Origin of the sequence: Mycobacterium sp. SA01, from assembly GCF_041287105.1 — a bacterium.
Lineage (GTDB): Bacteria > Actinomycetota > Actinomycetes > Mycobacteriales > Mycobacteriaceae > Mycobacterium.
Genome location: NZ_JBGGNO010000021.1, coordinates 216,176 through 239,839 on the forward strand (window position 1 = coordinate 216,176; position 23,664 = coordinate 239,839).

Here is a 23,664-nt window from a genome sequence, read left to right on the forward strand (position 1 = left end):
CGCATACTCGCCTAGGTGACTCCCTTGCAGCGCTACATCGCCGAAGAGATCGCAACGGATCATGTCGACGGCCTGTTGAGCCGCCGCGAAGCGCTTCGGCGCCTGGGGCTGCTGGGTGTCGGCACCGCGGCTGCCAGCGCACTGATCGCCGCGTGCTCGGCCGACAAACCGACGACCGCAGCGTCCTCACCGGCATCGACGGCAACTTCGTCGACCCCCGCCGCACCACCCGGCATGGCCACGGCGCTGCCCACCGAACCCATCACCTTCACCGGCGCGCGCGGGCAGCTGCAGGGCGCCTGGGCGCAGGCCGCCAGCCCACGCGGCGGCGTGCTGGTCATCCACGAGAACAAGGGCCTCAACGACTGGGTGCGCACCGTCGCGGGCCGACTGGCCGGGATCGGCTACTCCGCGCTGGCGATCGACCTGCTTTCCGAGGAGGGCGGCACCGCCACGTTCACCGATCCGGCGGCCGCAACCGCGGCGTTGGGCACCATCGCACCCGAGCGTTTCGTCGCCGACCTCCGATCCGGGCTCGACGAGGTGGCGCGCCGGACACCCGGCCACAAGCTCGCCGTCGTGGGCTTCTGCTTCGGCGGCGGACTGGTGTGGCGACTGCTGGCCGCGGGCGAGTCCCGGCTTGCCGCCGCCGTGCCGTTCTACGGCCCGCTGCCCGACAACCCGAATTTCGCCGGCTCGAAGAACGCGGCGGTCCTCGGCTTGTACGGCGCGCTCGACCAACGGGTCACGTCCTCGGAGCCCGCGGCCAAGGCGGCGCTGGATCAAGCCGGCCTGGTCAACGACCTGATCGTCGAGCCCGACGCCGACCACGCGTTCTTCAACGACAGCGGACCGCGCTACAACCCGGTCGCGGCCGCCGACGCGTGGACCCGGGTGCAGGACTGGTTCACCCGGTATCTGGCTTAGTCGTCGAGCCGGACGGTGACGGTCACCCGGCCGCGCGCATCCCGGGTGGCGACGGCGTGGCCCGGACGCCGTGCGCCGCCGAGCAGGATGGTCAGCGGGGCGCCCTCGCCGGTGAAGTTGCGCCACCACTTCTTGCCGTCCGGCATTGCCACGCCGATGAGGATGTCTGAGCCGCGGCGGCGGTAGCCGACCGGCAGCACCACACTGCGGCCACTGCGCCGGCCGGTGTAGCGGATCTCGGTCAACCCCAGCCCGACGATGCGGCCCCACCGCGGCGACGTGATCAATGCGGTGGCACCGCGATTGACCGCAGCGGACGCCGCGCGGAACACATCCGAAATCTGCACGTCACCAACGCTAGACCACATGGGGCTGTTCACCGCGTGTTCAGGACGCAGAGGGTCGGGGGTCGCCGTCCGCACATCGCCGCACGATCGGATACGGCCATGATGAGGGTCGCGCAGGTCGCGAACTTCTACGGCCCCCGGTCCGGCGGATTACGCACGGCGGTCGACCGGCTGGGCGCGGAGTACTGCGCCGCCGGCCATGAGGTGTTCCTCATCGTGCCAGGACCGACGGCCACCCACACCACGCTGCCCAGTGGTGTCACCCGAATCTCGGTGCCCGCCAGACAGATTCCGTTCACCGGCGGCTACCGCGCGGTGATGCCGTTGCCGGTGACCGCGCTGCTGGAGCAGTTGGCGCCCGATGCCATCGAAGTCTCGGACCGGTTCACCCTGCGCTCGCTGGGCCGGTGGGGTGCGCGACACGGCGTCACCACCGTGATGATCTCGCATGAGCGCCTCGATCGCCTGACCGGTCAGATCATGCCCAGGCGGCTGGCTCGCCGGCTCGCCGACCTGGCGAACCGTCGTACCGCGGCGAACTACGACACGGTGCTGTGCACCACCAGTTTTGCCCGCGAAGAGTTCGACCGCATCGGCGCCACGAATGTGATGACGGTGCCGCTCGGGGTGGACCTGGACATGTTCCATCCCCGCCGGTTCTGCACGCGCACCCGCAACCGGTGGGCCGCAGCGGACCAGGTGCTGCTGGTGCACTGCGGTCGGCTGTCGGTGGAGAAGCGTGCCGACCGAAGCATCGATGCACTTGCCGCGCTTCGTGATTCGGGTGTGGATGCCCGGCTGGTGATTGCCGGCGATGGACCGATGCGGGCGCGGCTGCAGCGCCAGGCGGCACGGCTGCCGGTGGATTTCACCGGTTTCATCGACTCCCGCAACGCCGTTGCCACACTGCTGGCCTCCGCCGACGTCGCACTGGCGCCCGGTCCACACGAAACATTCGGCTTGGCCGCGCTGGAAGCACTGGCCTGCGGTACACCGGCGGTGGTCTCGCGTACCTCCGCATTGTCCGAGATCCTGACCTCGGACAGCGGCGCATGTGCCGACAACGATCCGCACGCGATCGCCGCGGCCGTCGCCGGCGTCATCGACCGCCCCGAGCAGCACCGTCGGTACTGCGCCCGGCGTCGGGCCGAGACGTTCACCTGGCCGCGGGCGGCAGCGGGCATGCTGACCGCGCTCGGCGGTTTGGCCCATGGCCGCGACGGGAACGCCGTCAATTGACGGTGCCGAATCAGCGGCGCGCCCCACTGAAGGAGCCAGCATGGCCTCGAACAATGTCGTGTGGATAGTCATCGCCGTACTCGCCGCGCTGATCGTGATCGGAGCGCTGGTCTGGGTCGGTCGTAAACGTCAGATCAGCCGCCGGGTCGCGCAGGCCGAGGAGATCCGCGAGGAGGTCCGCGAAAAAGAGGTCAAGGTTCAGCGGCGCGAAGCTCTGGCGGATGAAACCGCAGCCAAAGCCCGTGCAGCGCAGGCCGAAGCGGAAGCAAAGGCGGCCGAAGCGGCCCGCCTGCAGGAGAACGCCGAGAAGCATCGCACCGAGGCGGCTGCTCACCGCGGCGAACTCGACGAACGTGCCCAGCACGCCGACGCGCTCGATCCCCGGGTCTCCGACGAGGATCGCGCAGAGTCAGTCGCGCGAGGGGATCAGGCCGGGCGCGCCGAGGCTGACCGGTAGCTCGGCCCACCCGCGCAGCACCCTGGTGTCACGGCGGCTGCCCAGCCCGGCGAGTTGCGCCTCGGGGAAATGCGTGAAGAACCTGCGCAGACCCACCTCGCCCTCGGCCCGCGCCAGCGCGGCCCCGAGGCAGAAGTGCCGTCCCCCCGAAAAGGCAAGGTGCTTACCGGCGTTCGGGCGGCTGACATCGAAGCGGTGGGGGTCGTCGAACACCGCCGGATCACGGTTGGCGGCGGCGAGGTAGATCGCCACCATCTCGCCGGCCCGTACCGTGGTGCCGGCCACCTCGGTGTCTCGCAAGGCGATCCGCGCCGACAGCTGTACCGGGGACTCCAGCCGCAGGATCTCTTCGACCGCGCCCGGCCACAGCGACGGATCCTCCTGCAGTCGCGCCAGCTCGTCGGGGGAGTTGAGCAGCAATCGAATTCCGTTGCCCAGCAGGTTGACCGTGGTCTCGAACCCGGCAGCGAGCACAAGCCCGGCGACGCCCGCCAGTTCACTCTCATCGAGATGCCGACCCTCGTCCGAGGCGGCGATCAGCTGACTCATCAGATCGTCGCCGGGATGCTCGCGGAGCTGGCGCAGGTGCGCGGACAGCCACAGATTGAATCCGGCGAGTCCCTTCTGCACCCGCAGGTATTGCGGCCAGGTCAATCCGACATCCAGGCTGGGCGCGGCGAGCTCCCCGAACTCGAGGATCCGCGGCCGGTCGGCCTCGGGCACCCCGAGGATGTCGCCGATCACCGACACCGGCAACTGCGCGCAATACCGCTCGACGATGTCGACGACGCCGGGACCGTCGGACAGCTGGTCGAGCAGTTCCGCGGCGGTGTCCTCGACCCGGTCGCGCAGCGCGGTCACCGCGCGCGAGGTGAACACCGACGAGACCGTCTTGCGGTACCGGGTGTGCTCGGGCGGCTCGACGGCCAGCAGGGACGGCGGCCGCAGCGGATGCAGCAGGTCGTCTCGGGTGCGGCGTTCCACCCAACGCAGCGGCTTGGGCAGATTGCCGCCGAGGATGATCACCCGGAAATCGTCGGAGCGCAGTAGTTCGTGGGCCACCGCGTGGTCGAGCGTCAGGTAACCCAGCCGAGTGGGCAGCATCGGACCCTGCGGACGCATCTCTTCGAAGAACGAGACCGGGTCGGTGCGCACCGCCGGATCGAACGCCATCCTGGCCTGTGGGTCGCCGCGACGGGCCGCCGCACTGGCCGCCGCTCGGATCATGCCGTGCATCACCAACCAGTGCACCCGTTGCTTCATGTCCATCACGCTACGAGTGCCGCCCGGTCCGCGCCACAAACTCAGGCGGGCGTCCAGCTCACCGGTAACCGTTTGATGCCATGGATGAACGCGGACAGCAGCATCGAGGGCTCTTCGGTGACCGCGATGTCCGGTATGCGGCGGTGCAGTTCGTCGAATACGACCGCGATTTCGCGGCGGGCCAGGTTGGCGCCCAGGCAGAAGTGGGCGCCGCCCCCGCCGAACCCGACGTGATGGTTGGGGGTACGGGTGACATCGAAGAGGTACGGGTTGGCAAACTTCTCCTCGTCGCGGTTGGCCGAGGCGTACCACATGGTGACCTTGTCGCCCTCGGCCATCTTGACCCCGCTGAGCTCGATGTCGCGGGTGAGGGTGCGGCGCATGTAGATCACCGGCGACGCCCAGCGCACCACCTCCTCGACCGCGCTGTCGGTGACGCCGGCGAAGTCGTCCCACCAGATCTTGCGCTGTTCCGGATACCGAGTCAGTGCCAGCACCCCGTGGCTGATGGCGTTGCGGGTGGTCTCGTTGCCCGCCACGGCCAGCAGGATGAAGAACGATGCGATCTCGGCCGACGTCAGCCGTTCCCCGTCGACCTCGGCCGCCACCAGCGAGGTGGTCAGGTCCTCACGTGGGTTGATCCGCCGGTCCTCGGCGAGCGCGGTGGCGTAGGCGCCGATGTCGAAGGCCACCTTGAGAAATTCGTCGAAGTCGGTGGTCAGGTCCGGGTCGCCGAAGCCGAGAATGATGTTGGTCCAGTGGAAGATCCGGTCGTGGTCGTCCTCGGGAATTCCCATCATGTCGCAGATGACCTGCAGCGGCAGCGGGCCGGAGAGTTCGGTGACCAGTTCGGCATTGCCGTCCGGATGGTTGGTGATCATCGCCGACACCAGTTGTTGCGCACGGTCGCGCACCGACGCCTCGGTGCGGGCCACCACCTTGGGGGTGAAGGCGCTGCGGACGATGTTGCGCAGCCGGGCGTGCCGCGGGTCGTCCAGCGCGATCATCGAGCCGAAGTACTCGGCGACTTCGGGGATCTGATCGCCGATCGTGATGTTCGGATAGGAGCTGAAGATGTCCGGGTGGCGGCTGGCGTAGAAGACATCGTCGAGCTTGGTCAACGCCCAGTGGCCGGGGCCCGCCTCGATACCCTCGAACTCGACCTCGTGGAAGAACGAGATCGGGGCCTCGCGGCGCAGAGTGGCGAACGCGCCGTCACGCAGGGCGTCGTCCATGCCCCAGAACTCGAAGGTGCCCAGATTGATGTCCTCGAGCGCCATTTCGGGCGGCTGCTGACCATTGACACGTGTGGCGATGCCCATGGGAGACGACCTTAGAGTCCACGGCCCACGCTCGTGTTCATTTCCCGATTCAGGCAAGCTTGCTCCCACGATGACGCGCACCTCCACGACATTGCGTTTCGGCCTGCTGCTCACGCTGACAAACGGCTTCCTGGACGCCTACACCTATCTCGCTCGCGGCGGGGTGTTCGCGAACGTGCAGACAGCCAACGTCATCCTCTTCGCGCTGGACACCAGTCAGGGCAAGGTCAGCGCGGCGCTTGCGCATGTGTGGCCACTTCTGGCGTTCTTCGCCGGCGTGGGGCTGGCCTCGCATCTGAAGTCGGGCCGGGTGGAGCGGTACCTGAAGCATCCGCTGCGCTGGACGATGCTGCTGCAAGCCGCGGTGCTGTTCACCATCGGCTTCGTACCGACGACGGTGGCGCACAGCTATGTGACGGTGCCGATTTCGTTCGTCGCGGCGATGCAGATCGGGTTGTTCCGCAACATCGGCGATTTCGTGTACCTGCCGGTGGCGACGACCGGCAACCTGATGCGTCTGGTGGAAAGCGGTTACACCGGTTTCGTGGACCGCGATGCGACGGCGCGGCAGGCCTTCACCACCTACGCTGCACTGACGGTGTTCTTCACCGGCGGCGCGGTGGTCGGCGCGTTCGCCACCCGCGCCTGGAGTGTGCATGCGATCTGGATTCCCGCCGTCGTCCTGTCCGTCACGCTGATCTTGTTCGTCATCGACGAACGCAAGGGAGTGGAGCCATGAATCTGCCACCGCTGCAATGCCGCTCGTGCGGCCGGGAATTCGAGGTCGCCGAGCTGGTCTGGCGATGCCCTTGTGGCGGGGTGCTCGACGTCACCGAGACGTGGCGGCCCGACGGCGAGTCCGTGCTGCCGGTACCGGTCGGCGCATCGATCACCCTCGGTGAAGGCAACACCCCGATGATCCCGTCGAAGACGTTGCCGGCAGTCCGATTCAAGCTCGAATTCCTCAGTCCCACTCTGTCTTTCAAAGACCGTGGCGCGGCGGTCCTGGCGGCGCTCGCTGATCGTCTCGGAATCGGGGAGTCCGTCGTCGACAGCAGCGGCAATGCCGGAACCGCGGCAGCGGCGTATTTCGCCAGGGCCGGCATCGACTGCCAGGTGCTGGTCCCGGCGACCACCTCGCCGGAAAAGCTCGCCCAGATCCGGGCGCACGGCGCCGCGCTGACGCTGGTGCCGGGCGACCGCGCCGCGACCGCCGCGGCGGCAGCGCGGATCGCCCAGCGCCCCGGCGTCTTCTACGCCAGTCACGTCTACCACCCGTACTTCATGCACGGTGTGAAGACCTACGGATACGAGATCTGGCAGCAGAACGGACGCAGCCTGCCGTCGGCGGTGCTGGTTCCGGTCGGCAACGGGACACTGCTGCTGGGCTGTCACCTGGCCTTCACCGAGTTGGTCGCTGCCGGCTTGGCCGACCGGGTGCCTGCGCTGATCGCGGTCCAGGCGGCGGGGTGCGCCCCGCTGGCGGCGGCGTGGGACGGCCGCGACCCGGCCCTGGGCGTCACGGTGGCCGAGGGCATCGCGATCACCGCGCCGCCCCGCGCCCAGCAGATCGTGGCCGCGGTGCGCGATTCGGGCGGCACGATCGTCACCGTCGACGACGACGCGATCGTGGCGGGGCGGCATGCGCTGGCCCGCGAGGGCTTGTTCGTCGAGCCGACGGCCGCGGTCTGTTACGCCGCGGCCGCGGGCGCCGCCGCCAGGTCAGGTCCGCACTGGCAGCGGATCACCGAACTGTTGGCGGCGGGTGACGTGGTGATTCCGTTGTGCGGCGCGGGTCTCAAGCATCCGGGCGATTGAACTGCGCCCCAGCGGGGAAGCATGAAGCATGGCAACCTACCGCGTGATCAACCCGCATGGCGACGTTGTCGACACCAAGGACATCGAGAGCGCCGAGGATGCGCACGCCTGGTTCGTCGACTCGCGCGCCGACAACTCCGAGCTGGGCTGGCGCATGGAGGTCGAGCACGACGGCGAGTGGAGCTTCTTCGACGACACCGAAGGCAGCTCGGACTGACGACCAGACCGAGCAAGCCTCAGGCCAGGTCCCATCCCATGTTGCGGGCGAACGTGACCGCATCGTCGGAGATGGTTCCCAACTTCTTCGACGTCTCGATGTAGCCCTTCACCATCGGCATGAAGTTCATCGGGTTGTAGGCGTCTTCCTCGTAGCTCCACAGCCCGTCGCCGGCGTACTTGAGCACCGAGATGTTGGGTTCCTCGTGGATGCTGCCGTCGCCGGGATCGCGCATCCGGTTCTGGAATTCGCAGATCACCCAGCCCTTGTCCACATCGATGGAGTGCCAGGTCGACGGGAACCACGGCATCTCGGTGCCGGGAAAGCTGTTCATGGTGTTGACGATCCACTTCCGGATCGCTTCGCGGCCATGGAATGTTCCGTAGGAATGCTCCACGTAGGTGGCGTCCTCGGTGAACTGGTCGGCGAATCGCGACCAGTCCCAGCTGTCGGCAATGCCGACGACAACCTGCTTGTGTTCCTCGAACGCCGACTCGATTTCTTCGCGTGACCACCGACCCATGCACCGGTTGTATCAAACCGAGGGCCGACCGTGGCGACGTTTCAGTCGTTCTCGACGACCTTCTTGATGCGTTCCAGCGTGGTGCGCATGTCTCGCTGGTTGCGCCGGACACGCAGCTGTCCGCCCAACAACTCGAACAGCCGCATCCCCGGGAAATCGGCCATCCGGAAGGATTCCGTCACGTCGGTGCCGTCACCCGCCGGGTCGAGCCGGTAGTGCCAGTTGTTGAGCGCCTTGTCGCCGGCCAGGACGGCGAAGCCGAATTCGCGTCCCGGTTCGCAGGCGGTGACGCGGCACGTGGTCCAGTACACCGGGCCGATCTCGTTGCGCCGCACATGCCCGCGGAACTTCGCTCCCAGCGCCGGGCCGGTCGCACCGCCGAGCCACTCGGACTCGAACACCTCCGGCGAGAACTCACCGGTTCGGGTGATGTCGGCGATCACATTCCAGATCTTGTCGGCCGGTGCGGCCATGTGCACTGTCACGGAGCCCTTCATGGGATCTGATCCTATGCAGCCGGTGGCCCGGGCCGAACGGCTATGCGGCGTAGCGTTGGCGGACATGGGGTTTGGTGTGCGAATTCGGCTACCGATGGTGATCGTGGACCGCGTTGTGGCGTCCCCGCCCGACGCGGTCTGGGCCGTGCTGACGGACCTGGAGGCCTGGCCGCGGTGGGGGCCGTCGATCAGCCGTGCCGCGCTCGACTCCGGCGGCAGATATCTCGTGCCCGGCTCGACCGGGACGGTGTGGACCCTCGGTAATGTCGCAGTCCCGTTCACAGTCACCGAGTTCGACGCGGGGCGACGATGGGCGTGGTCGGTCGGGGGCGTGCCGGCCACCGCGCATGGCGTCGAGCCGGCGCCGGGCGGCTGCCGGGTCTGGTTCGGGGTGCCGTGGTGGGCGGCGCCCTACACCGCGGTGTGTGCGATTGCGTTGCGCCGCATCGATTCTCTGGCCGCTACGCGGAGGTGACGTGCGGGATCTCCGGCTGCAGGAATACGTCGTTGAGGGTGACTGTGCGCAGATTGCGTGACCGGATGACGTCGATCAATGCGGGGAAGACGTGCGTGACCGGCGGATGGTTGAGGTGGCCGATCACGATGTTCTGCTGAATGAAGTACTGATCGGCCATCTTCACGATGAAGTCCTCGGCGACCGGTGTGGAGTCGGCCAGCGAGCCCGCCCACAGGGTCGCAACCCGGTACCCCAGATCGGCGGCCACCGCGTCGACATCGTCGTTGTGACTGCCGTACGGCGGCCGGAAATACGGTGTGGCATCGGTGCCGAATGTGTTGCGCAGGAACTGGTCGTTGCGCTTCAGCTGGTCGGCGACCTGCTCCTTGGTCAGCGTGGTCAGATCGGGATGGGACCAGGTGTGGTTGCCCAGCTGGATCTGGCCGGAGTCCACCAGCGGCCGCAGCAGCGCCGCGTTGTCGCGCCAGGAGTCATAGACGCCGTTGACGAAGAACGTGAGCCGGATGCCGGTGTCCTTGGCCAACTGGGTGTAGAGCCGGACGACTTCGGAGTTCACCCCGTCGTCGACGGTGAGCGCCAGCAGGTCGCCCTTGCCCGGAATCCTGGTCAGTTCGCCGCCGCCCGGCAACGAGATCCGCGCCGTGGTCGGCGGCGGGGGCAGCAGTGGCGCGGCGCCGAGCGGCGGCGGGGGAGCCTTGGCCGCGAGCGGAGGATTGGTCTGCGGCATCGCGATCGCGCTGGACGCGCCGACCAGTCCGGCCGAGGCGAACAATCCGATCACGAATTGACGGCGGGTTACCTCGGGCACGTCACGATCCCACCACCCCAAGTCACATCTGTAACATCCGTCACACCGATAGGCTAAGCTGCGCGACCGCCGAAACCCGGTATATCCGCCGCTGTGTCGCCGTCCGGGCCGGGCTACCGTGGCCAGATGAGCGACGTGAAGATCCGCTTCGGGATCAGCTTCGGCAGCGGAGTCGAGGATCTGCCCCGCGTCGTCGACCGGCTCGAGGCGGCGGGCATCGACTCGCTGTGGTTCTCCGAGCTGGTGTACACCCCGGCCGTCGACCCGTTCGCCGGAATGGCGTACACGCTGGGGCGCACCACCCGCCTCAAAGTCGGCACCTCGGTCTCGGTGCTGCCCGGGCGCAACCCCGTGCTGGTCGCCAAACAACTGGTGTCGCTGGCCGCCCTCGGCCCCAAGCGGGTGCTGCCGGCGTTCGGTCTGCGCCCGGCCTCGAAGGCGGAGTGGGACCTGTTTCCGGTGCCCGACGGGCAGCGCGCGGCGGTGTTCGACGAGGCACTGGAAGTGCTGCGCGCGTTGCTCACCGGTGACGACATCACCTTTGACGGCAGGTACTTCCAGCTCGCCGGCGTTTCGCTGGGCATCCGTCCGCCGGTTCCGGTCGAGGTCTGGCTCGGCGGTTCGGCACCGGCGGCATTCCGCCGGATCGGGCGGCTGGCCGACGGCTGGCTGGGCAGCTTCCTCACTGCCGATGAGGCGCGGGTGGCCCGGGAGAGCATCGAGCGCGCCGCGGCGGAGGCGGGCCGTACGGTCGAACCGGACCACTATGGGCTGAGCCTGGCCGTTGCCGACGGGCACCTGCCCGACGAGATCGCCGCCGCCGTCAGATCCCGGCGCTCCGACGTGGACCCGGCCGAATTGATCGCCGGGGACTGGCCGCAACTGCACCGGCAGCTCGACGGGCTGATCGCCGCTGGGCTGAGCAAGTTCGTCATCCGACCGGTGGGCAACACCCCGGCCGACGAGTTCATCGAACGTTTCATCCACGAGCTGTTGCCCCGGCAGAACTGATCCGGCAAAGTCTCGTTGATGTCGAACCACTTCACCGGCTTGAGCCTCGGCCCGCCACTGGGCGATCAGCGACTGGATCTGTGCGATCTCTACGCATTCCAGTCGCCGGCTGATGCCAGCCGCACGGTGCTCATCATGAACGCCAACCCGAACGCCGACGCGCTGCATCCCGATGCCATCTACCGGCTGGCCGTCGACAACAACGGCGACCTGCGCAACGACATCGCGTTCAGTTTCGTGTTCTCCGCGCCAGAGGACGGGCGGCAGACCGTCGACGTCTTCAAGGCGGTCGGTGACGAGGCGGAATCGCCATATGCGGTGGGGGAGAAGATCTTCGAGAACGTCGAGGTGTCGTTCGGTGAAACCGCGAATGTCGTCGAGTACGACGGCTACACGTTCGCCGCCGGTGCGCGCAGCGATGCGTTCTTCTTCGACTTCGACGGCATCAAGAACCTGTTCGACACCACTGGCGGCCGCAACTTCACCGCGCCGCACCTCGGCGGCGAGTCACCGTGGACCGGGGTGGACTCCAACAGCAGCGCCAACGTGTTCTCGATCGCCATCGAACTGCCGACCGCCGAGCTGGGGCCCGACCCCGACCTTCGGATCTGGGGGCGCTGCAGCCTGAACCGGGACGGCGACCTGCTGCACGTCGACCGCGCCGGGCACCCGTCGGTGAGCAGCTTCTTCAACACCGACGACACCAAAGAGGAGTACAACGCCAGCGAGCCGATCCATGACCGGGAACGCTGGATCGGGCAGTTCATCCACCTGATGGGGCACACCGGCGGCTACACCGACGACGAGGCCATCGAGGCGATCGACACCGAGGGCACGCTGCCGGACATGCTGACATTCGACCCCGCGAAACCCGCGAAGTACCCGAACGGACGGACCTTCGCGGACGACGTCATCGACTACCGGCTGGCGTTCCTGACCAAGGGTGATTGCCCGCCAAGCGGTCTCGCCCCGCACACCGATACCCTCGACGTCTTTCCGTACCTGGGCAACCCGCACCCGGCGAGCTAGGACCCGCAGTACGACCGGGTCGCCGAGTCCAGCGCGGTGCGGTAGAGATCGTCGAACTGGCGCTGCCCGGCCACATCGTTCTTGGCCGCGTCCAGTTCGGCTCGGCAGGCCGGCGAGCTCAGGACCGGCCACTGGGCGGCGATCTGCTCGACCATCTGGCGGTTCAGACCGTCGATGACCGAACGGGAGGACGCCAGGTCGGGGGCCGTGGTCGGCGCCCCGGCCGGGTCGAACTTCCAGCCGGCGAACCGGGCGTACTCGACGGCCTCGGTCGCGTTGATCTGGTTGGTGAATACCGTGGTTACGTAATCGATTGCCACGCCGCGGGATTCGGCGTCCTTGGACACTGCGGCCAGCACCACTTTGACCCGTGCGGGGTCGGTGATCGGGCCGCCGGTCAGCCATTTGTTGGCGGCCACCGCATCCGCGGTCTGCAAGCGCTGCGCCGCGGCATCGACCAGGTTGTACAGCGGCTCGGGCGAATCGGCCCAGGCCGGTGCGGCCGTCACGACCGCCATCATCGTCATCATCGCTGCGGCGCCGCGCGCCAGGGCAGTGGTCATGGGTCCATCCTTTACGACTGTTGCCGCCGATGCCGGCATTGACGTTAACTGTCCCGGTGGCGGACTGGAGCGGCCAGGACTACAGCCGGGTCAGCGGCATGCAGCGCTCGGTGGCCGCTGAGAGCCTGGCCGACCTCGTCGTCGACGGCAGCGAGTGGATACTCGACATCGGTTGCGGCGACGGCTTCCTCACGGCCGAGATCGCCGGCCGCCTGCCTCACGGCTACATCGTCGGCGTCGACGCCTCGCCGCGGATGGTGGCCACCGCCGCGCACCGCGGCTCGGCGTTACCGGCCGGTCCGGTGTACGTCTGCGCGGACGCGCGGCGTTTGCCGTTCGGTCGCAGCTTCGACCTGGTCGTCTCGTTCAACGCGCTGCACTGGGTGCCGCGGCTCGGCGAAGCGCTCACCGGCGTTGCCGCGGTGCTGCGGCCACAGGGTCGGGCTCTCATCCAAATGGTCTGTGCGGGAACACGACCCAGCATCGAGTCCACCGCCATGCAGGTGGCCGCCGACCCGCGATGGAGCTCCGGTTTCGTCGGATTCAGTGCGCCGTTCATCCATCCCGATCCGGTGGAGCTGCGCGAGCTGGCGGAGGGCTCCGGGTTGCGGGTGGCCTCGATGACGGTGCTCGACCGCGAATGGGACTTCGGCACCGTCGAGCAGTTCACGGCCTGGTGCACCGTGGGCTCGACAGCGTGGACCGACCGGTTACCCGAATCCGACCGCGCCGCGTTCGTCGACGACCTCGTCGCCGCGTACGAACCGGTGACAGGCCGGGCGGGCCTGTTGCGGTTCATGCAGGTGCGGGCCGAGCTGTCCCGCTGAGATCAGCCGACAGGCCCGGAGCCGAGAATGATGGGCGCGCTGCGCGGAGCGCCCTCCCGGTCGATCCAGCTCAACGTGATGGTGTCACCAGGGCGACGGGTGTCCATGAAGTTCGAGAGGTCGGTGGCCGTGTTGATCGCGATTCCGTCCGCGGCGGTGATGATGTCACCCGGCGCAAGCCCGGCTCCGCGAGCCGCGGTGTCCGGAAGTACCTGGCGCACAACGGCTCCGGGCGGAGCGCCGGGGCCGGGATCGGCTATTCCGACGCCGATGAACGCGGTGTCCCCGATATGGATACCGGGACCGCCGCCGGAGCGGATCGCCCCGGCGACGCCGAGCGCGCGGTCGATCGGGATGGCGAAGCCCTCGCCGCCACGCACGTTGCCCATCCGATAGGTCAGGGTGGCCGCGACGGTCACGCCGACCACCTGGCCGGCGGCGTTGACCAGCGGGCCACCTGAATCGCCGGGCCGGACATCGGCGGCCACCCGGATCAGATCGGTGAGTTCACGTGAGCCACCGCCGGATTCATCGGAGGCGCGAACCGACGCACCCAGCTGGGTGATGTTGCCCGGGGAGAAGCTCGGCGCGCCGCCGGCGCCGCCGGCATTGCCGATCGCGGCGATGGGGTCACCCACCGCCAGCCCCGACGAGGTGCCCACCGAGGCGATCGGCAGATCACCGGCACCGCGCAGCCGCACCAGCGCGATGTCGTTGGCGCGGTCGTAGCCGATGACGTCGACGGGATAGGTGCGACCGTTGGCCAGGCTGGTCGCGGTGATGCCGGTGGCACCCTCGATGACGTGGTTGTTGGTCAGCACCTCGCCGCTGGGGTCGAGGACGATGCCGGTGCCGGCACCGACCGCGCTCTGGTAGTTCAGGGTCGTGTTGATGTCGACCAGACCGGGAGTGACCTGGCCCAGCACGGTGGACTGATCCAGCGGCGCAAGGGGAGCCGGCCCGAGGTGTGTCGGGGCGGCGTGGGCCGGCGCGGTGAGCAGGCCGGGCACCAGCAGAAGGGCGGCCAGCACTGTCGACAGCCGGCGCCCGTGACGAAATGGCTTTGCGTCCATGAGTCAACTTTGCCCGAAAAGCTACGTATGTGACATCCGGGTGGCCTTTTGGCCGTTCGCGCCGTTGCTGAGCGCCGTGCCGCCGTTTGGTGGATCACATTTGTGGGCAGTCGGGTTCCAGCATCACGTCCCCGGCATCGAACGAGAAGGAATCCGATCGTGAGCACTCCAGAACGCTCCGAAAGAACCGACGAACGGCAGCCGCACGGTGACAAGCCGGTGCCGGACGAAAACGCGAAGGCAAAAGCTAAAGAAATGATGACGGCTTACGAGGATCGTCCCACCGCGGTGTTGCCAGGATCGGACAACACCGTGACCGGCACCGCGGTCAACGACTGGCTTGACGAGGAAGGACAGCCCCTATACGGCAAAAACGAGGATACGGACGGATCCTCGTAACAGCGGACACCCAGCTCCCTGCCAGTTTGCTCAAGTGGGGAGCACCGGCGCGGTCGCGTAGGCTACCCGGGACACGTCACGAGGGGAGTGCGACTGGTCTCGCGGGGGTGGACCGGAGTGCAGACGCAAGGACAGGACATCAAGCTGTGAATACACCCGGGAAAACGCCGCACATGGAGCCGCACTTCGACGACGTGCAGCACCACTACGACCTGTCCGACGATTTCTATCGGCTGTTCCTGGACCGCACGCAGACCTACAGCTGTGCGTACTTCGAACGCGACGACATGTCCCTGGAAGAGGCGCAGACCGCGAAGATCGATTTGTCGCTGGGCAAGCTCGGGCTGCAGCCCGGCATGACGGTGCTCGACATCGGCTGCGGCTGGGGCGCGACGATGATGCGGGCCTTGGAGTCCTACGACGTCAACGTCGTAGGACTGACCCTGAGCAAGAATCAGGCGCTCCATGTCCAGCAGCTCTTCGACGAGTCCACCAGCCCCCGGTCCAAGCGAGTTCTGCTGGAGGGCTGGGAGCAGTTCGACGAACCGGTCGACCGCATCGTGTCCATCGGCGCCTTCGAACACTTCGGCTATGACCGCTACGACGCCTTCTTCAAAATGGCGTATGACGCGCTGCCCACTGACGGCGTGATGCTGCTGCACTCCATCGTCTTGCCGAGCGATGAAGATTTCGCGGCGCGCGGTATGCCGATCACCATGCGGCACCTGAAGTTCTTCAAATTCATCATGGATGAGATCTTCCCCGGTGGCCGCCTGCCCAAGGTGACCGATGTTCAGGAGCATGCGATCCGCGCCGGTTTCATCGTCAACCGCGTCCATCCACTGCGGTTGCACTACGCCCGGACTCTGGAGATCTGGGCCGCGGCACTGGAAAAGAACGAGGAAGAAGCGGTAGCCCTGCAGTCCCGCGAGGTGTACGACCGGTACATGAAGTACCTGACCGGCTGCGCTGAGCTGTTCCGCGAGGGTTACACCGACATCTGCCAGTTCACCCTGGCCAAGGGCTGACGCTGCCGCCAGCCCCCGGCTTCACCCCCAGGGTGATCGGGCATCACCGCGACGCATCCCCCGGCGTGCGCCAGCATCACGATGTCGGCTGTGACGCTACGGGTCCGATCGGTCCACCGTCGCGGGCCGAAGGCCCACACCTCATAGGGCCATAGGTCCTTTGCTCGGTGTCACTATCGTGATGACATGCCTGCCGCGACCGCCCTTCGCTCTCGGCCCGCAGTGCTACTCATCGCCGCGGCGCTGTCGGTCAGTCTGATACTGGGTTTGAGTTTCGTTGCGCTGCACCACTTTCGGGATCTGCGTGGCGCGGCGGTCGATCCGGTGGCCCAGCCGCTGACCGACGGTCAGGCCAGGGCGCAGGTGCTCGAGCCTGCGCGCGAGATCGCCGGCACCGGCAAGCTCACGAACGTCAGCGCCAGCTATCTGCTCATGTCGTGCACGAACGCTGACGAGCCGCCGTACCAGGGTGCGATCTACCTCAACTTCGATGTGCCGGGGGTCCTGGAGACGCCGAAGTACTTCGATGCGATTGCAACGGCCATGCGGACCGCAGGCTGGGCCGAGGCGATGCCGCCGAATCGCCACCCCGGCGGGCGGACGTTCACCCGGGACGGGGTCACCGTCATCTACTTCCGCACCGATGACCGCAGCAACCGCGCCACGATGCAGATCTACGGGGAATGCCGAAACACCACCGATCACCGCCGAGATGCCACCGGATGGGCGGACGTCACCGCCGCGGTACGCCGCTGAACTGGGCGGATTTCGGGCATTCCCGCGCCGCCCGCGCAGTCGGACTAGGGACTTTGGTCCCTGAATCCGGGGCCTTCAACCCGTACCTGGTACGGCGGGTCACACATAGAATCTGTGCATGACCTACGTGATCAGCAGTGCGTGTGTCGACGTCAAGCACAAGGCCTGCATGCAGGAATGCCCGGTCGACTGCATTTACGAGGGTGACCGGACCATGTACATCAATCCCGTCGAATGCGTGGAATGCGGCGCATGCCGGATCCTGTGCGAGGTCGACGCGATCTACTTCGAATCGGACCTGCCTGACGAGGAGAAGAAGTTCCTCGCGGACAACGCGGCCTTCTTCACCGAGGTCCTGCCGGGCCGCGACGCCCCGATCGGCAATCCGGGCGGGGCCTGCGAACTCGGCCCGGTCGGGGTGGACACCCCGCTGGTCGCCGCGCTGCCGGTACACCAGTCCTGACCGGCTCCGCACTCCTCGTCGACATCGTCGAGCCCACCGTTATCGCATCGTCGCCGTAGCGGGACCAAACAGCACTCATTCGCCGGTATACGCCGGGCGCGGGTAGGCTCCACGGAGATCGAAGACGACCACGCTGTCCCGGTTCGCTTCCGGCGCTTCCTTCGAAGTGCGCCCATCAGGCCATCGGTGCCTCTGCGCGTGCTCTGTGAGGCCGGCGAAGTCTGCACCGGAGAGGAGTGCTTGAAGTTGGAGACCGTCCTGGGACTGTCGATGACCCCGACCACCGTCGGCCTCGTCCTGGTCGAAGGCGACGGAGCCGAAGGCGCCACGAAGGGCCATGATGCCTTCGAGGTGCGCCGCGGCGGGTTCAGCCCCGTGACCACCTCGGAGTTCGTTGCCGAGGCACTGTCGCGCACACAGGCCATTGTGGGCGATCAACGCCTGCAGTCCATCGGGGTGACGTGGAGCGACGACGCCTCCGTCGAGGCCTCGCTGTTGCTCGACTCGCTGGCCGACTGCGGCTTCGCGAACGTGATCCCGATCCGCCTGCCCGAGGCCACCGAGGCGTTCGCACGGGGAATCGGCCACGTCATCGGTTCCGACGTCACCGCGGTCTGCGTCGTGGAGCCCGAGGCCATCGTCGCGTTGATCGTCGATGCGGACGAGGGCACCGTGCAGACCGCGGTCAGCTACGCCCTGGAAACCGACGAGGACCTGATCGACTGGTTGTCCCAGCTGCTGGGCGCCAGCGAATGGGAGCCCGACGGCCTGGTCCTGTTGGGCTCGGGCGACGGTTTGGAGCCGATCGCCCGCAGTCTCGAGCAGATGCTCGGCATCCCGGTCTTCGCCCCCGCCGAGGCCGAACTGGCGCTGGCTCGCGGTGCGGCCCTGGCCTCCGTGAACGGCATCGGCGTGCTCGACGACAACCTGTTCGACATCCCGGTGCCGCCGCCGGCCCGCCGCCGCGAATCGGTGGCGCTGCGCGGTGCGACGGCTCTGCTGGCCGGCGGTGTGGTGGCGTTCGTGGTGTCCGCGTCGGTGGCCGTCGGCCTCGAACTGCTGCCTGACCACGAGGCGCGCCCCGTGCACCGCGACGTGGTCAACACCGCCGAGACGCCCGCGCTCCGCCCGGTCACCGCGCCGGAGGCCCCGGAGTCCGCGCCTGAGGCGCCCGAGTCTGCGCCTGAGTCGCTCACGAGCGCCGACGACGGGTCACGCCCAGCTCAGGCGCCGCAACCCACCAGCGAGCCTGTCTTCGACAGCGCCCCGGTGGTCGCGATGACGATGAATGTGCCTGCACCGCCGCCCGAGGCGCCGCCCGTTGGGGTGGACGCCAACCCGGAGGCACTCCCACCGGTCGAACCCGCCGCGGCGCCGCCGGTCGTGGCCACCGTGCCACCGGTGAACCAGCCGAAGCAGACGTTGCGGCAGCGCATCTGGGAGCGCGTCCACGGGGGATAGCCGCCCGGCCTTCGCTGACGTGTGACCATTGCACGCGTTCCGTCGCCCTCGGGCGCAGTTTCGGCATGTCACCACATGTTTGGCCGGCGCCGCCGAGCGGAACATCTACACTTTCACTTTGCTGTTCGCCCACGTGAGGACTCCGAGCCATGGCCAAAGCAGTTCGACGCGCAATCGCCGTCGCAGGGATCGCGGTGCTGTCACTGGCGGCGTCGGTGCAAACCAGCACAGCTGCCGTCGCGCCCTCCATCGACGGCGCGACAGTTGCGTCCGTTCAGCCCACCAACGGCCAGATCGTCGGAGTGGCCATGCCGATCACCGTGACGTTCACCAAGCCGATCACGGACCGCTGGGCGGCTCAGCAGACGATCAGCGTGACCACACCGGCCTCGGTGGCGGGCCGGTTCGACTGGCTCGACGACAAGACGGTTCAGTTCGTGCCAGACCAGTACTGGCCTGCACACTCCGAGATCACGATGATGGCCGGCGGGATTCCGCGGACTTTCGGTACCGGGGCGATCGTGCTCGGCGTCGCCGACATCTCGGCGCACACGTTCACCGTCAGCATCGACGGCCAGGTGGCACGTCAGATGCCGGCCTCGATGGGCAAGCCCAAGCACCCGACCCCGGTGGGTAGCTTCAACGTGCTGGAGAAGCAGTCCACGGTCGTGATGGATTCCCGCACCATCGGCATTCCGCTGAACGACCCGGAGGGCTACAAGCTCACCGTGAGCGACGCCGTCCGCGTCACCTGGGGCGGGGTGTACGTGCACTCCGCGCCGTGGTCGGTCGGTTCGCAGGGCTACGCGAATGTCAGCCACGGCTGCATCAACCTGAGCCCGGACAACGCCTCGTGGTATTTCAACCAGGTCCACGTCGGGGACCCGGTCGTCATCAACGCTTAACTGCCGCAGGGCTTTCCGCATCGATCGCGTGCAGGTTCCTGGCTGTCGGCGAGGTCGGTACCGAGGCCGCATCGGGATAGGTGCGCAGCACCCGGTCGGCGGTGCCCGGTGTGGTCACCCCGAACCAGTAGTGCTCGTTCTTGAAGTGGTGCAATCGGTGGTCGCGCCAGATCACCCGATAGGCAGCGGTTTTCGGCTTGTAATCGGTGTGCACCAGGTAGTGGCACCATTCGTAGAGCAGCCCGCAGGTCAGCATCACCACCAGGAACGTCAGTCCCATCCCGGTGCGGGGGAACAGCCACAGCGCGATCGCCACCGCGGAGACCACGGCGCCGATGGCCGACGGCAGCGGGATGAACACCAGGTCCACGTCGCGCGGGGCGATGTGATGCTCGCGATGCTTGCGCGCAAGCAGCGGGTCGAGAGTGAACCGACCGATGCGGCGTGGCCGCCAGTGCAGGACGAAGACGTGAATCGTCCACTCCAGGAACGGGAATGCCGCGGCGATCGCGAACGGAACCACCGCATCGCCGAGCCGCCAGTCGCCGACCGCGACGCGGGCGATCACGGCCCCGGTCAGCGCCACGAGGAACAACCACGGGGTGGGATGCCGCCAGAATTCACGGCCCGCATCGGCCAGGGTGAGACTGCGGCGGGCGTTGGTCGGTGCATTCACTGTGGTTCCTCCAGTGCGGTCAGGGCGGTCCCCAGAGCGGCGGTGGCCGGTTCCAGCAGTTCGCGGGCGGCAGTGGCCGCCTCGTCCGGTCGGCCCGCCGCGATGGCGCGGGCGACGGTGCGGTAGGCCTGCGTCTGCCCGACCTCGGCGGCCATCAGGGTGGCCAGCGCGGGCAGTGCCGGCTCGTACGCGGCCCGTAACGTGTTGAACATCAACCGAAATGCGATGGAGTCGGCGCCGTCGACGATGTGGTCCCAGAACGCCAGCGCGTGTCGCTGTTGCTCGAGTGGGTCGTCGGCGGATTCGAGCGCGACGATCGATTGTTCGAGCAGCTCGGCCAGCCCGTCCGGGTGGCGCCGCGCAGCCAGTTCGGCCACCTTGGGCCCGTTGTGCAGGCGGGCCTCGAGGATGCTGCGCGCCACCGATACGTCGAGTTGCCCACCGCGCAGCAGCAATTGGGGGAGCAGGTCGAGACCGGCGTGCCTGCGGAAGTCGCGGACCGTGGTTGCGTCACCCTGGCGGACCTCGACGAGGCCCGCGGCGGCGACCCGCTTGAGCGCCTCGCGCACGGCGGGCCGGGATACTCCGAGCACCTCGGCCAGCCGGCGCTCGCTGGGAAGCGGTTCGCCCGGTTGCATCTCGCCGCTGAGGACGTCGGCGAGGATCTGCTCGAAGACATCCTCGGGTACGGAACGCCGGCTCACCGGCTGCAGTGCCATGCCGCCAGCATGCCCGCCTAGCGGCCAGAGGTCAAGTGGTCAGACCAGTGCGCCCGGGACCGCCCAAACCGACGATTGGCAGGAGAAGTGCGGGTGGAGCCCAGCACAACGTCGATTTCGGCGCTACTTCGGGTGGCGCGCGGTGAACGTGAGTGCCACCTCGTCGGCCACCTTCAGCGTCCCCATGAACAGCGAGTACGGCTTGACCCCGAATTCGGTCTGAACCACCGGCAGCTCGGTGGACATCACCCACATCCCGTCGTGCTCCTCGACGGCCAGATCGACCGATTGCGGGTGCGTCGTGCCGTGGATCGTGACGCTGCCGTCCAGGTGGTAGCCGCCCGCAGTCGTGCCAATGTTCTCGGCGTCGAAGGTGATCTGCGGAAATTTCTTGGCGTCCAGCGACTTCAGCGCGTTCGAGCGAACGACACCCTTCTCCGGTCCGGTCAGCGGTGTCACGCCACCCTCACCCCTGACGACCTGCAACGAGTCGACATCGACGACCAGTCGGGCTGTGACCGGGGCGTCCCCGCGCCACTGGACCTGCGCCTGCCAGGACGCGAAGGTGATGGTCAGGCGATGCCCCATCTTGGCGGCAGGCCCCCCGACTCCGGTGAATATCTGCAGTTCACCCTCGGCGGCGGTCAGTTTCCAGGAGGTATCCGTCACGCCTCGACTGTATCGGCCTGTGTCACAAGCTACTTGCTTGCGCCGGCCCCGGTGTAGTCGACCTGCCAGTGCTTGATGCCGTTGAGCCAGCCGGACCGCAGCCGCTCCGGCTTCGACAACGGCGTCAGATCCGGCATGTGGTCGGCGATCGCGTTGAACATCAGATCGATCGTCATCCTGGCCAGATTGGCCCCGAGGCAGTAGTGCGCGCCGGTACCGCCGAAGCCGACATGCGGATTGGGGTCGCGAAGGATGTTGAACGTGAACGGATCGTCGAAGACTTCTTCGTCGAAATTGGCCGAGCGGTAGGACATCACCACCCGCTGACCCTTCTTGATCTGCACACCCGAGAGCTCGACGTCGTCCAGAGCTGTGCGCTGGAACGACGTGACCGGGGTCGCCCATCGGACGATCTCGTCGACCGCCGTCACGGGACGCTGCGCCTTGTACAGCTCCCACTGGTCGGGGAAATCGGCGAACGCCGTCATGCCGTGGGTGATCGAGTTGCGGGTGGTCTCGTTGCCCGCCACGGCCAGCAGAATCACGAAGAACCCGAACTCGTCGTCGGAGAGCTTGTGCCCGTCGACGTCGGCCTGCACCAGCTTGGTCACCAGATCATCGCCGGGGTTGGCCGTCCGGTCGGCTGCCATCTGCATCCCGTACATGATCAGCTCGCCGGCGGCGCCCTGCGGGTCGTTGCGATGGAACTCGGGGTCTGCTTCACCGACCATCTGGTTGGACCAGTCGAAGAGCTTCTTGCGTTCGTCCTGCGGTACGCCCATGAGGTCGGCGATGGCCTGCAGTGGCAGCTCGCAGGAGACCTGTTCGACGAAGTCGCCCGAACCCTGCGCGGCAGCGGCTTTGGCGATCGCCTGGGCGCGTTCGTGCAGGTTCGCCCGCAACGTCTCGACGGCCCGCGGGGTGAATGCGCGGGAGACGATCTGGCGCAGATGGGTGTGCCGCGGCGCGTCCATGTTCAGCAGGATGAACTGGCCGGTGTCCTTGTGCGACACGGCCGCGTTGTCCGGATAGCGCGGCAGGGCGGTGTTCTCCAGGCTGGAGAACACGTCGCTGCGCCGGGAGATCTCTTTGACGTCCTTGTGCTTGCTGACGACCCAGTAGCCGTCGTCCTCGAAACCGCCGACACCTCGTGGCTGTTCGTTCCACCAGATCGGTGCGACGCGGCGCAGCTCAGCGAGTTCTTCGACGGGTAACCGCTCGTTGTTCAGGTCGGGGTCGGTGAAGTCGAAGCCGGGGGGCAGGTTCGGACTGGGCATAAAAAGCGCACCTCCATACGACGTGATCTAGTGCCCGGTGATCCATGCCTACACCACGCACGGAGGCCTCGGGTGCGGGTTGAGGAAACTCGCAACTAGAACGTGTTCTATCGCTGGGCCGATGTCGGTCGCAGCGCCTCGGCGGTGGCCTGGTCGGCAGGCAGGAAAGCCTCGAGGCTCAGCTCCGCAGCGGTCAGGTCGAGCGCCGTTCCGAATGTCGTCACCATCGAGAGGAACGTCAGCGGCAGCCCGTCGAGACGGTCGACCTCCAGCGGGACCGCGACGCCGCCGAGATCGGTCGACGCGTCCTCGCCGCCCGGGTAGGACTCGAGCTCTGCCAGCAGGCCGGCGGAGCGTCCGGCGCCGGCCTCGCGGCGCAATCGGCTGAGCAGGTGATGCCGCCACTGCGACAGATTGCGGATGCGCGGCGCCAGTCCGTCGGGATGCAGTGCGATGCGCAGGGCGTTCGGGGTTTCCAGGAGATGCGGCGCGACCCCGTCCAGCAGCACTGCGGTTCCGGAATTGATTTGCAGCACATCCCAATTGCGGTTCACCGCCAGACAGGGGTAGGGGTCGTAGGCGGTGAGCACCCGGTCGACTCCGGCGCGGACGGCCGCCATCGCGGGATCGTCGAAGCCCCGCTCGGCATACGCCGGGGCCAGCCCGGCGGCCAGCAGCAGGTGATTCTGCTCGCGGGCCGGGACGGCCAGGGCGTCCGCCAACCTGAGCACCATGGCGCGACTCGGCGTGGAGCGTCCACTCTCGACAAAGCTGACGTGCCGGGCCGAGACGTCGGCTTCCAGGGCCAGATCGAGTTGACTGAGTCGGCGCCGGCGCCGCCAGTCGCGCAACAGGTCCCCGAACGCTGTGCTGCCCATTCCGCCAGCATCTCCCAGTCGTCGGGGCTACGCC

29 protein-coding genes are annotated in these 23,664 nt (G+C 67.6%); 16 read left to right on the forward strand and 13 right to left on the reverse strand.

Annotated elements, in window-relative coordinates; all coding sequences use genetic code 11:
* Nucleotides 1-15: 15 nt before the first annotated feature.
* Nucleotides 16-927 carry a dienelactone hydrolase family protein gene (locus AB4879_RS24965; RefSeq protein ID WP_370509724.1) on the forward strand — a complete coding sequence of 304 codons (912 nt, stop codon included), beginning with the start codon at nucleotides 16-18 and terminating at the stop codon, nucleotides 925-927.
* On the opposite strand, the gene AB4879_RS24970 is transcribed toward AB4879_RS24965, so the two are convergent.
* Nucleotides 924-1,274 carry a hypothetical protein gene (locus AB4879_RS24970; protein ID WP_370509725.1) on the reverse strand — a complete coding sequence of 117 codons (351 nt, stop codon included), beginning with the start codon at nucleotides 1,272-1,274 and terminating at the stop codon, nucleotides 924-926. The two genes, AB4879_RS24965 and AB4879_RS24970, sit on opposite strands and share 4 nt — an antisense overlap.
* Nucleotides 1,275-1,376: 102 nt before the next feature.
* On the opposite strand from AB4879_RS24970, the gene AB4879_RS24975 reads away from it, so the two are divergent.
* Both AB4879_RS24975 and AB4879_RS24980 read left to right on the forward strand, forming a co-directional pair.
* A complete protein-coding gene (locus AB4879_RS24975; RefSeq protein WP_370509901.1) occupies nucleotides 1,377-2,513 on the forward strand; it encodes a glycosyltransferase in 1,137 nt (378 codons plus the stop codon).
* A 40-nt stretch (nucleotides 2,514-2,553) separates the two neighbouring features.
* A complete protein-coding gene (locus AB4879_RS24980; RefSeq protein ID WP_102806278.1) occupies nucleotides 2,554-2,970 on the forward strand; it encodes a hypothetical protein in 417 nt (138 codons plus the stop codon).
* Here the strand turns inward: AB4879_RS24980 and AB4879_RS24985 are convergent.
* Nucleotides 2,923-4,233: a cytochrome P450 gene (locus AB4879_RS24985; RefSeq protein ID WP_370509726.1), complete on the reverse strand. Its 1,311-nt coding sequence runs from the start codon at nucleotides 4,231-4,233 to the stop codon at nucleotides 2,923-2,925. The genes AB4879_RS24980 and AB4879_RS24985 overlap by 48 nt on opposite strands.
* Before the next feature lie 41 nt (nucleotides 4,234-4,274).
* Complete coding sequence (locus AB4879_RS24990) at nucleotides 4,275-5,555, reverse strand: cytochrome P450 (RefSeq protein WP_370509727.1); 1,281 nt, start codon at nucleotides 5,553-5,555, stop codon at nucleotides 4,275-4,277.
* A gap of 70 nt (nucleotides 5,556-5,625) precedes the next feature.
* Between AB4879_RS24990 and AB4879_RS24995 the strand changes: the two genes are divergently transcribed.
* The 3 genes from AB4879_RS24995 to AB4879_RS25005 are packed head-to-tail and all read left to right on the forward strand — an operon-like array spanning nucleotide 5,626 to nucleotide 7,590.
* On the forward strand, nucleotides 5,626-6,294 hold the full coding sequence (locus AB4879_RS24995) for a YoaK family protein (RefSeq protein ID WP_370509728.1): 669 nt from the start codon (nucleotides 5,626-5,628) through the stop codon (nucleotides 6,292-6,294).
* Nucleotides 6,291-7,373, forward strand: a complete 1,083-nt coding sequence (locus AB4879_RS25000; RefSeq protein WP_370509729.1) for a pyridoxal-phosphate dependent enzyme — start codon at nucleotides 6,291-6,293, stop codon at nucleotides 7,371-7,373. The genes AB4879_RS24995 and AB4879_RS25000 overlap by 4 nt, the downstream gene beginning before the upstream one ends.
* A gap of 28 nt (nucleotides 7,374-7,401) precedes the next feature.
* Nucleotides 7,402-7,590, forward strand: a complete 189-nt coding sequence (locus tag AB4879_RS25005) for a hypothetical protein (RefSeq protein WP_083119178.1) — start codon at nucleotides 7,402-7,404, stop codon at nucleotides 7,588-7,590.
* A gap of 19 nt (nucleotides 7,591-7,609) precedes the next feature.
* Here the strand turns inward: AB4879_RS25005 and AB4879_RS25010 are convergent, their stop codons facing one another.
* A complete protein-coding gene (locus AB4879_RS25010; protein WP_370509730.1) occupies nucleotides 7,610-8,113 on the reverse strand; it encodes a nuclear transport factor 2 family protein in 504 nt (167 codons plus the stop codon).
* A 41-nt stretch (nucleotides 8,114-8,154) separates the two neighbouring features.
* On the reverse strand, nucleotides 8,155-8,610 hold the full coding sequence (locus AB4879_RS25015; protein ID WP_102806274.1) for an SRPBCC family protein: 456 nt from the start codon (nucleotides 8,608-8,610) through the stop codon (nucleotides 8,155-8,157).
* Between AB4879_RS25015 and AB4879_RS25020 the strand changes: the two genes are divergently transcribed.
* A complete protein-coding gene (locus AB4879_RS25020; RefSeq protein ID WP_370509731.1) occupies nucleotides 8,609-9,085 on the forward strand; it encodes an SRPBCC family protein in 477 nt (158 codons plus the stop codon). The two genes, AB4879_RS25015 and AB4879_RS25020, sit on opposite strands and share 2 nt — an antisense overlap.
* Here the strand turns inward: AB4879_RS25020 and AB4879_RS25025 are convergent.
* Complete coding sequence (locus AB4879_RS25025; protein WP_102806272.1) at nucleotides 9,072-9,896, reverse strand: polysaccharide deacetylase family protein; 825 nt, start codon at nucleotides 9,894-9,896, stop codon at nucleotides 9,072-9,074. The genes AB4879_RS25020 and AB4879_RS25025 overlap by 14 nt on opposite strands.
* A 135-nt stretch (nucleotides 9,897-10,031) precedes the next feature.
* Between AB4879_RS25025 and AB4879_RS25030 the strand changes: the two genes are divergently transcribed.
* Both AB4879_RS25030 and AB4879_RS25035 read left to right on the forward strand, forming a co-directional pair.
* Entirely contained in the window at nucleotides 10,032-10,907 is an 876-nt protein-coding gene (locus AB4879_RS25030) for a TIGR03854 family LLM class F420-dependent oxidoreductase (RefSeq protein WP_370509902.1), read from the forward strand.
* Between the two features lie 18 nt (nucleotides 10,908-10,925).
* On the forward strand, nucleotides 10,926-11,936 hold the full coding sequence (locus tag AB4879_RS25035) for a DUF4331 family protein (RefSeq protein WP_102806271.1): 1,011 nt from the start codon (nucleotides 10,926-10,928) through the stop codon (nucleotides 11,934-11,936).
* Here AB4879_RS25035 and AB4879_RS25040 read toward each other — a convergent pair.
* Entirely contained in the window at nucleotides 11,933-12,499 is a 567-nt protein-coding gene (locus AB4879_RS25040; RefSeq protein ID WP_102806270.1) for a chorismate mutase, read from the reverse strand. The genes AB4879_RS25035 and AB4879_RS25040 overlap by 4 nt on opposite strands.
* Before the next feature lie 56 nt (nucleotides 12,500-12,555).
* Here AB4879_RS25040 and AB4879_RS25045 point away from each other — a divergent pair, with 56 nt between their 5' ends.
* A complete protein-coding gene (locus tag AB4879_RS25045; RefSeq protein WP_370509732.1) occupies nucleotides 12,556-13,326 on the forward strand; it encodes a trans-aconitate 2-methyltransferase in 771 nt (256 codons plus the stop codon).
* Between the two features lie 2 nt (nucleotides 13,327-13,328).
* On the opposite strand, the gene AB4879_RS25050 is transcribed toward AB4879_RS25045, so the two are convergent.
* Nucleotides 13,329-14,399 carry a S1C family serine protease gene (locus AB4879_RS25050; protein WP_102806268.1) on the reverse strand — a complete coding sequence of 357 codons (1,071 nt, stop codon included), beginning with the start codon at nucleotides 14,397-14,399 and terminating at the stop codon, nucleotides 13,329-13,331.
* A gap of 159 nt (nucleotides 14,400-14,558) precedes the next feature.
* Here AB4879_RS25050 and AB4879_RS25055 point away from each other — a divergent pair, with 159 nt between their 5' ends.
* The 6 genes from AB4879_RS25055 (at nucleotide 14,559) to AB4879_RS25080 (ending at nucleotide 19,411) form a co-directional block, all read left to right on the forward strand.
* Nucleotides 14,559-14,798: a hypothetical protein gene (locus AB4879_RS25055; protein ID WP_102806267.1), complete on the forward strand. Its 240-nt coding sequence runs from the start codon at nucleotides 14,559-14,561 to the stop codon at nucleotides 14,796-14,798.
* Nucleotides 14,799-14,971: 173 nt separating this feature from the next.
* Nucleotides 14,972-15,826 (forward strand): cyclopropane mycolic acid synthase family methyltransferase, encoded by an 855-nt coding sequence (locus AB4879_RS25060; protein ID WP_370509903.1) that lies wholly within the window; start codon nucleotides 14,972-14,974, stop codon nucleotides 15,824-15,826.
* Nucleotides 15,827-16,012: 186 nt separating this feature from the next.
* Nucleotides 16,013-16,582, forward strand: a complete 570-nt coding sequence (locus AB4879_RS25065; protein ID WP_370509733.1) for a hypothetical protein — start codon at nucleotides 16,013-16,015, stop codon at nucleotides 16,580-16,582.
* 118 nt (nucleotides 16,583-16,700) lie between these two features.
* Nucleotides 16,701-17,045 (forward strand): ferredoxin, encoded by a 345-nt coding sequence (fdxA, locus tag AB4879_RS25070; RefSeq protein ID WP_102806264.1) that lies wholly within the window; start codon nucleotides 16,701-16,703, stop codon nucleotides 17,043-17,045.
* A gap of 240 nt (nucleotides 17,046-17,285) precedes the next feature.
* Nucleotides 17,286-18,506: a hypothetical protein gene (locus AB4879_RS25075; RefSeq protein WP_370509734.1), complete on the forward strand. Its 1,221-nt coding sequence runs from the start codon at nucleotides 17,286-17,288 to the stop codon at nucleotides 18,504-18,506.
* A 149-nt stretch (nucleotides 18,507-18,655) separates the two neighbouring features.
* Nucleotides 18,656-19,411 carry a L,D-transpeptidase gene (locus AB4879_RS25080; RefSeq protein WP_370509735.1) on the forward strand — a complete coding sequence of 252 codons (756 nt, stop codon included), beginning with the start codon at nucleotides 18,656-18,658 and terminating at the stop codon, nucleotides 19,409-19,411.
* On the opposite strand, the gene AB4879_RS25085 is transcribed toward AB4879_RS25080, so the two are convergent.
* From AB4879_RS25085 to AB4879_RS25105, 5 genes are all read right to left on the reverse strand, one after another.
* Nucleotides 19,401-20,087: a sterol desaturase family protein gene (locus tag AB4879_RS25085; RefSeq protein ID WP_370509736.1), complete on the reverse strand. Its 687-nt coding sequence runs from the start codon at nucleotides 20,085-20,087 to the stop codon at nucleotides 19,401-19,403. The two genes, AB4879_RS25080 and AB4879_RS25085, sit on opposite strands and share 11 nt — an antisense overlap.
* Nucleotides 20,084-20,806: a FadR/GntR family transcriptional regulator gene (locus AB4879_RS25090; protein ID WP_370509737.1), complete on the reverse strand. Its 723-nt coding sequence runs from the start codon at nucleotides 20,804-20,806 to the stop codon at nucleotides 20,084-20,086. The genes AB4879_RS25085 and AB4879_RS25090 overlap by 4 nt, the downstream gene beginning before the upstream one ends.
* A 123-nt stretch (nucleotides 20,807-20,929) precedes the next feature.
* Nucleotides 20,930-21,475, reverse strand: a complete 546-nt coding sequence (locus tag AB4879_RS25095) for a YceI family protein (RefSeq protein WP_370509738.1) — start codon at nucleotides 21,473-21,475, stop codon at nucleotides 20,930-20,932.
* Nucleotides 21,476-21,504: 29 nt separating this feature from the next.
* Nucleotides 21,505-22,752: a cytochrome P450 gene (locus AB4879_RS25100; RefSeq protein ID WP_370509739.1), complete on the reverse strand. Its 1,248-nt coding sequence runs from the start codon at nucleotides 22,750-22,752 to the stop codon at nucleotides 21,505-21,507.
* Nucleotides 22,753-22,859: 107 nt separating this feature from the next.
* Nucleotides 22,860-23,630 carry a helix-turn-helix domain-containing protein gene (locus tag AB4879_RS25105; RefSeq protein WP_370509740.1) on the reverse strand — a complete coding sequence of 257 codons (771 nt, stop codon included), beginning with the start codon at nucleotides 23,628-23,630 and terminating at the stop codon, nucleotides 22,860-22,862.
* Nucleotides 23,631-23,664 lie beyond the last annotated feature (34 nt).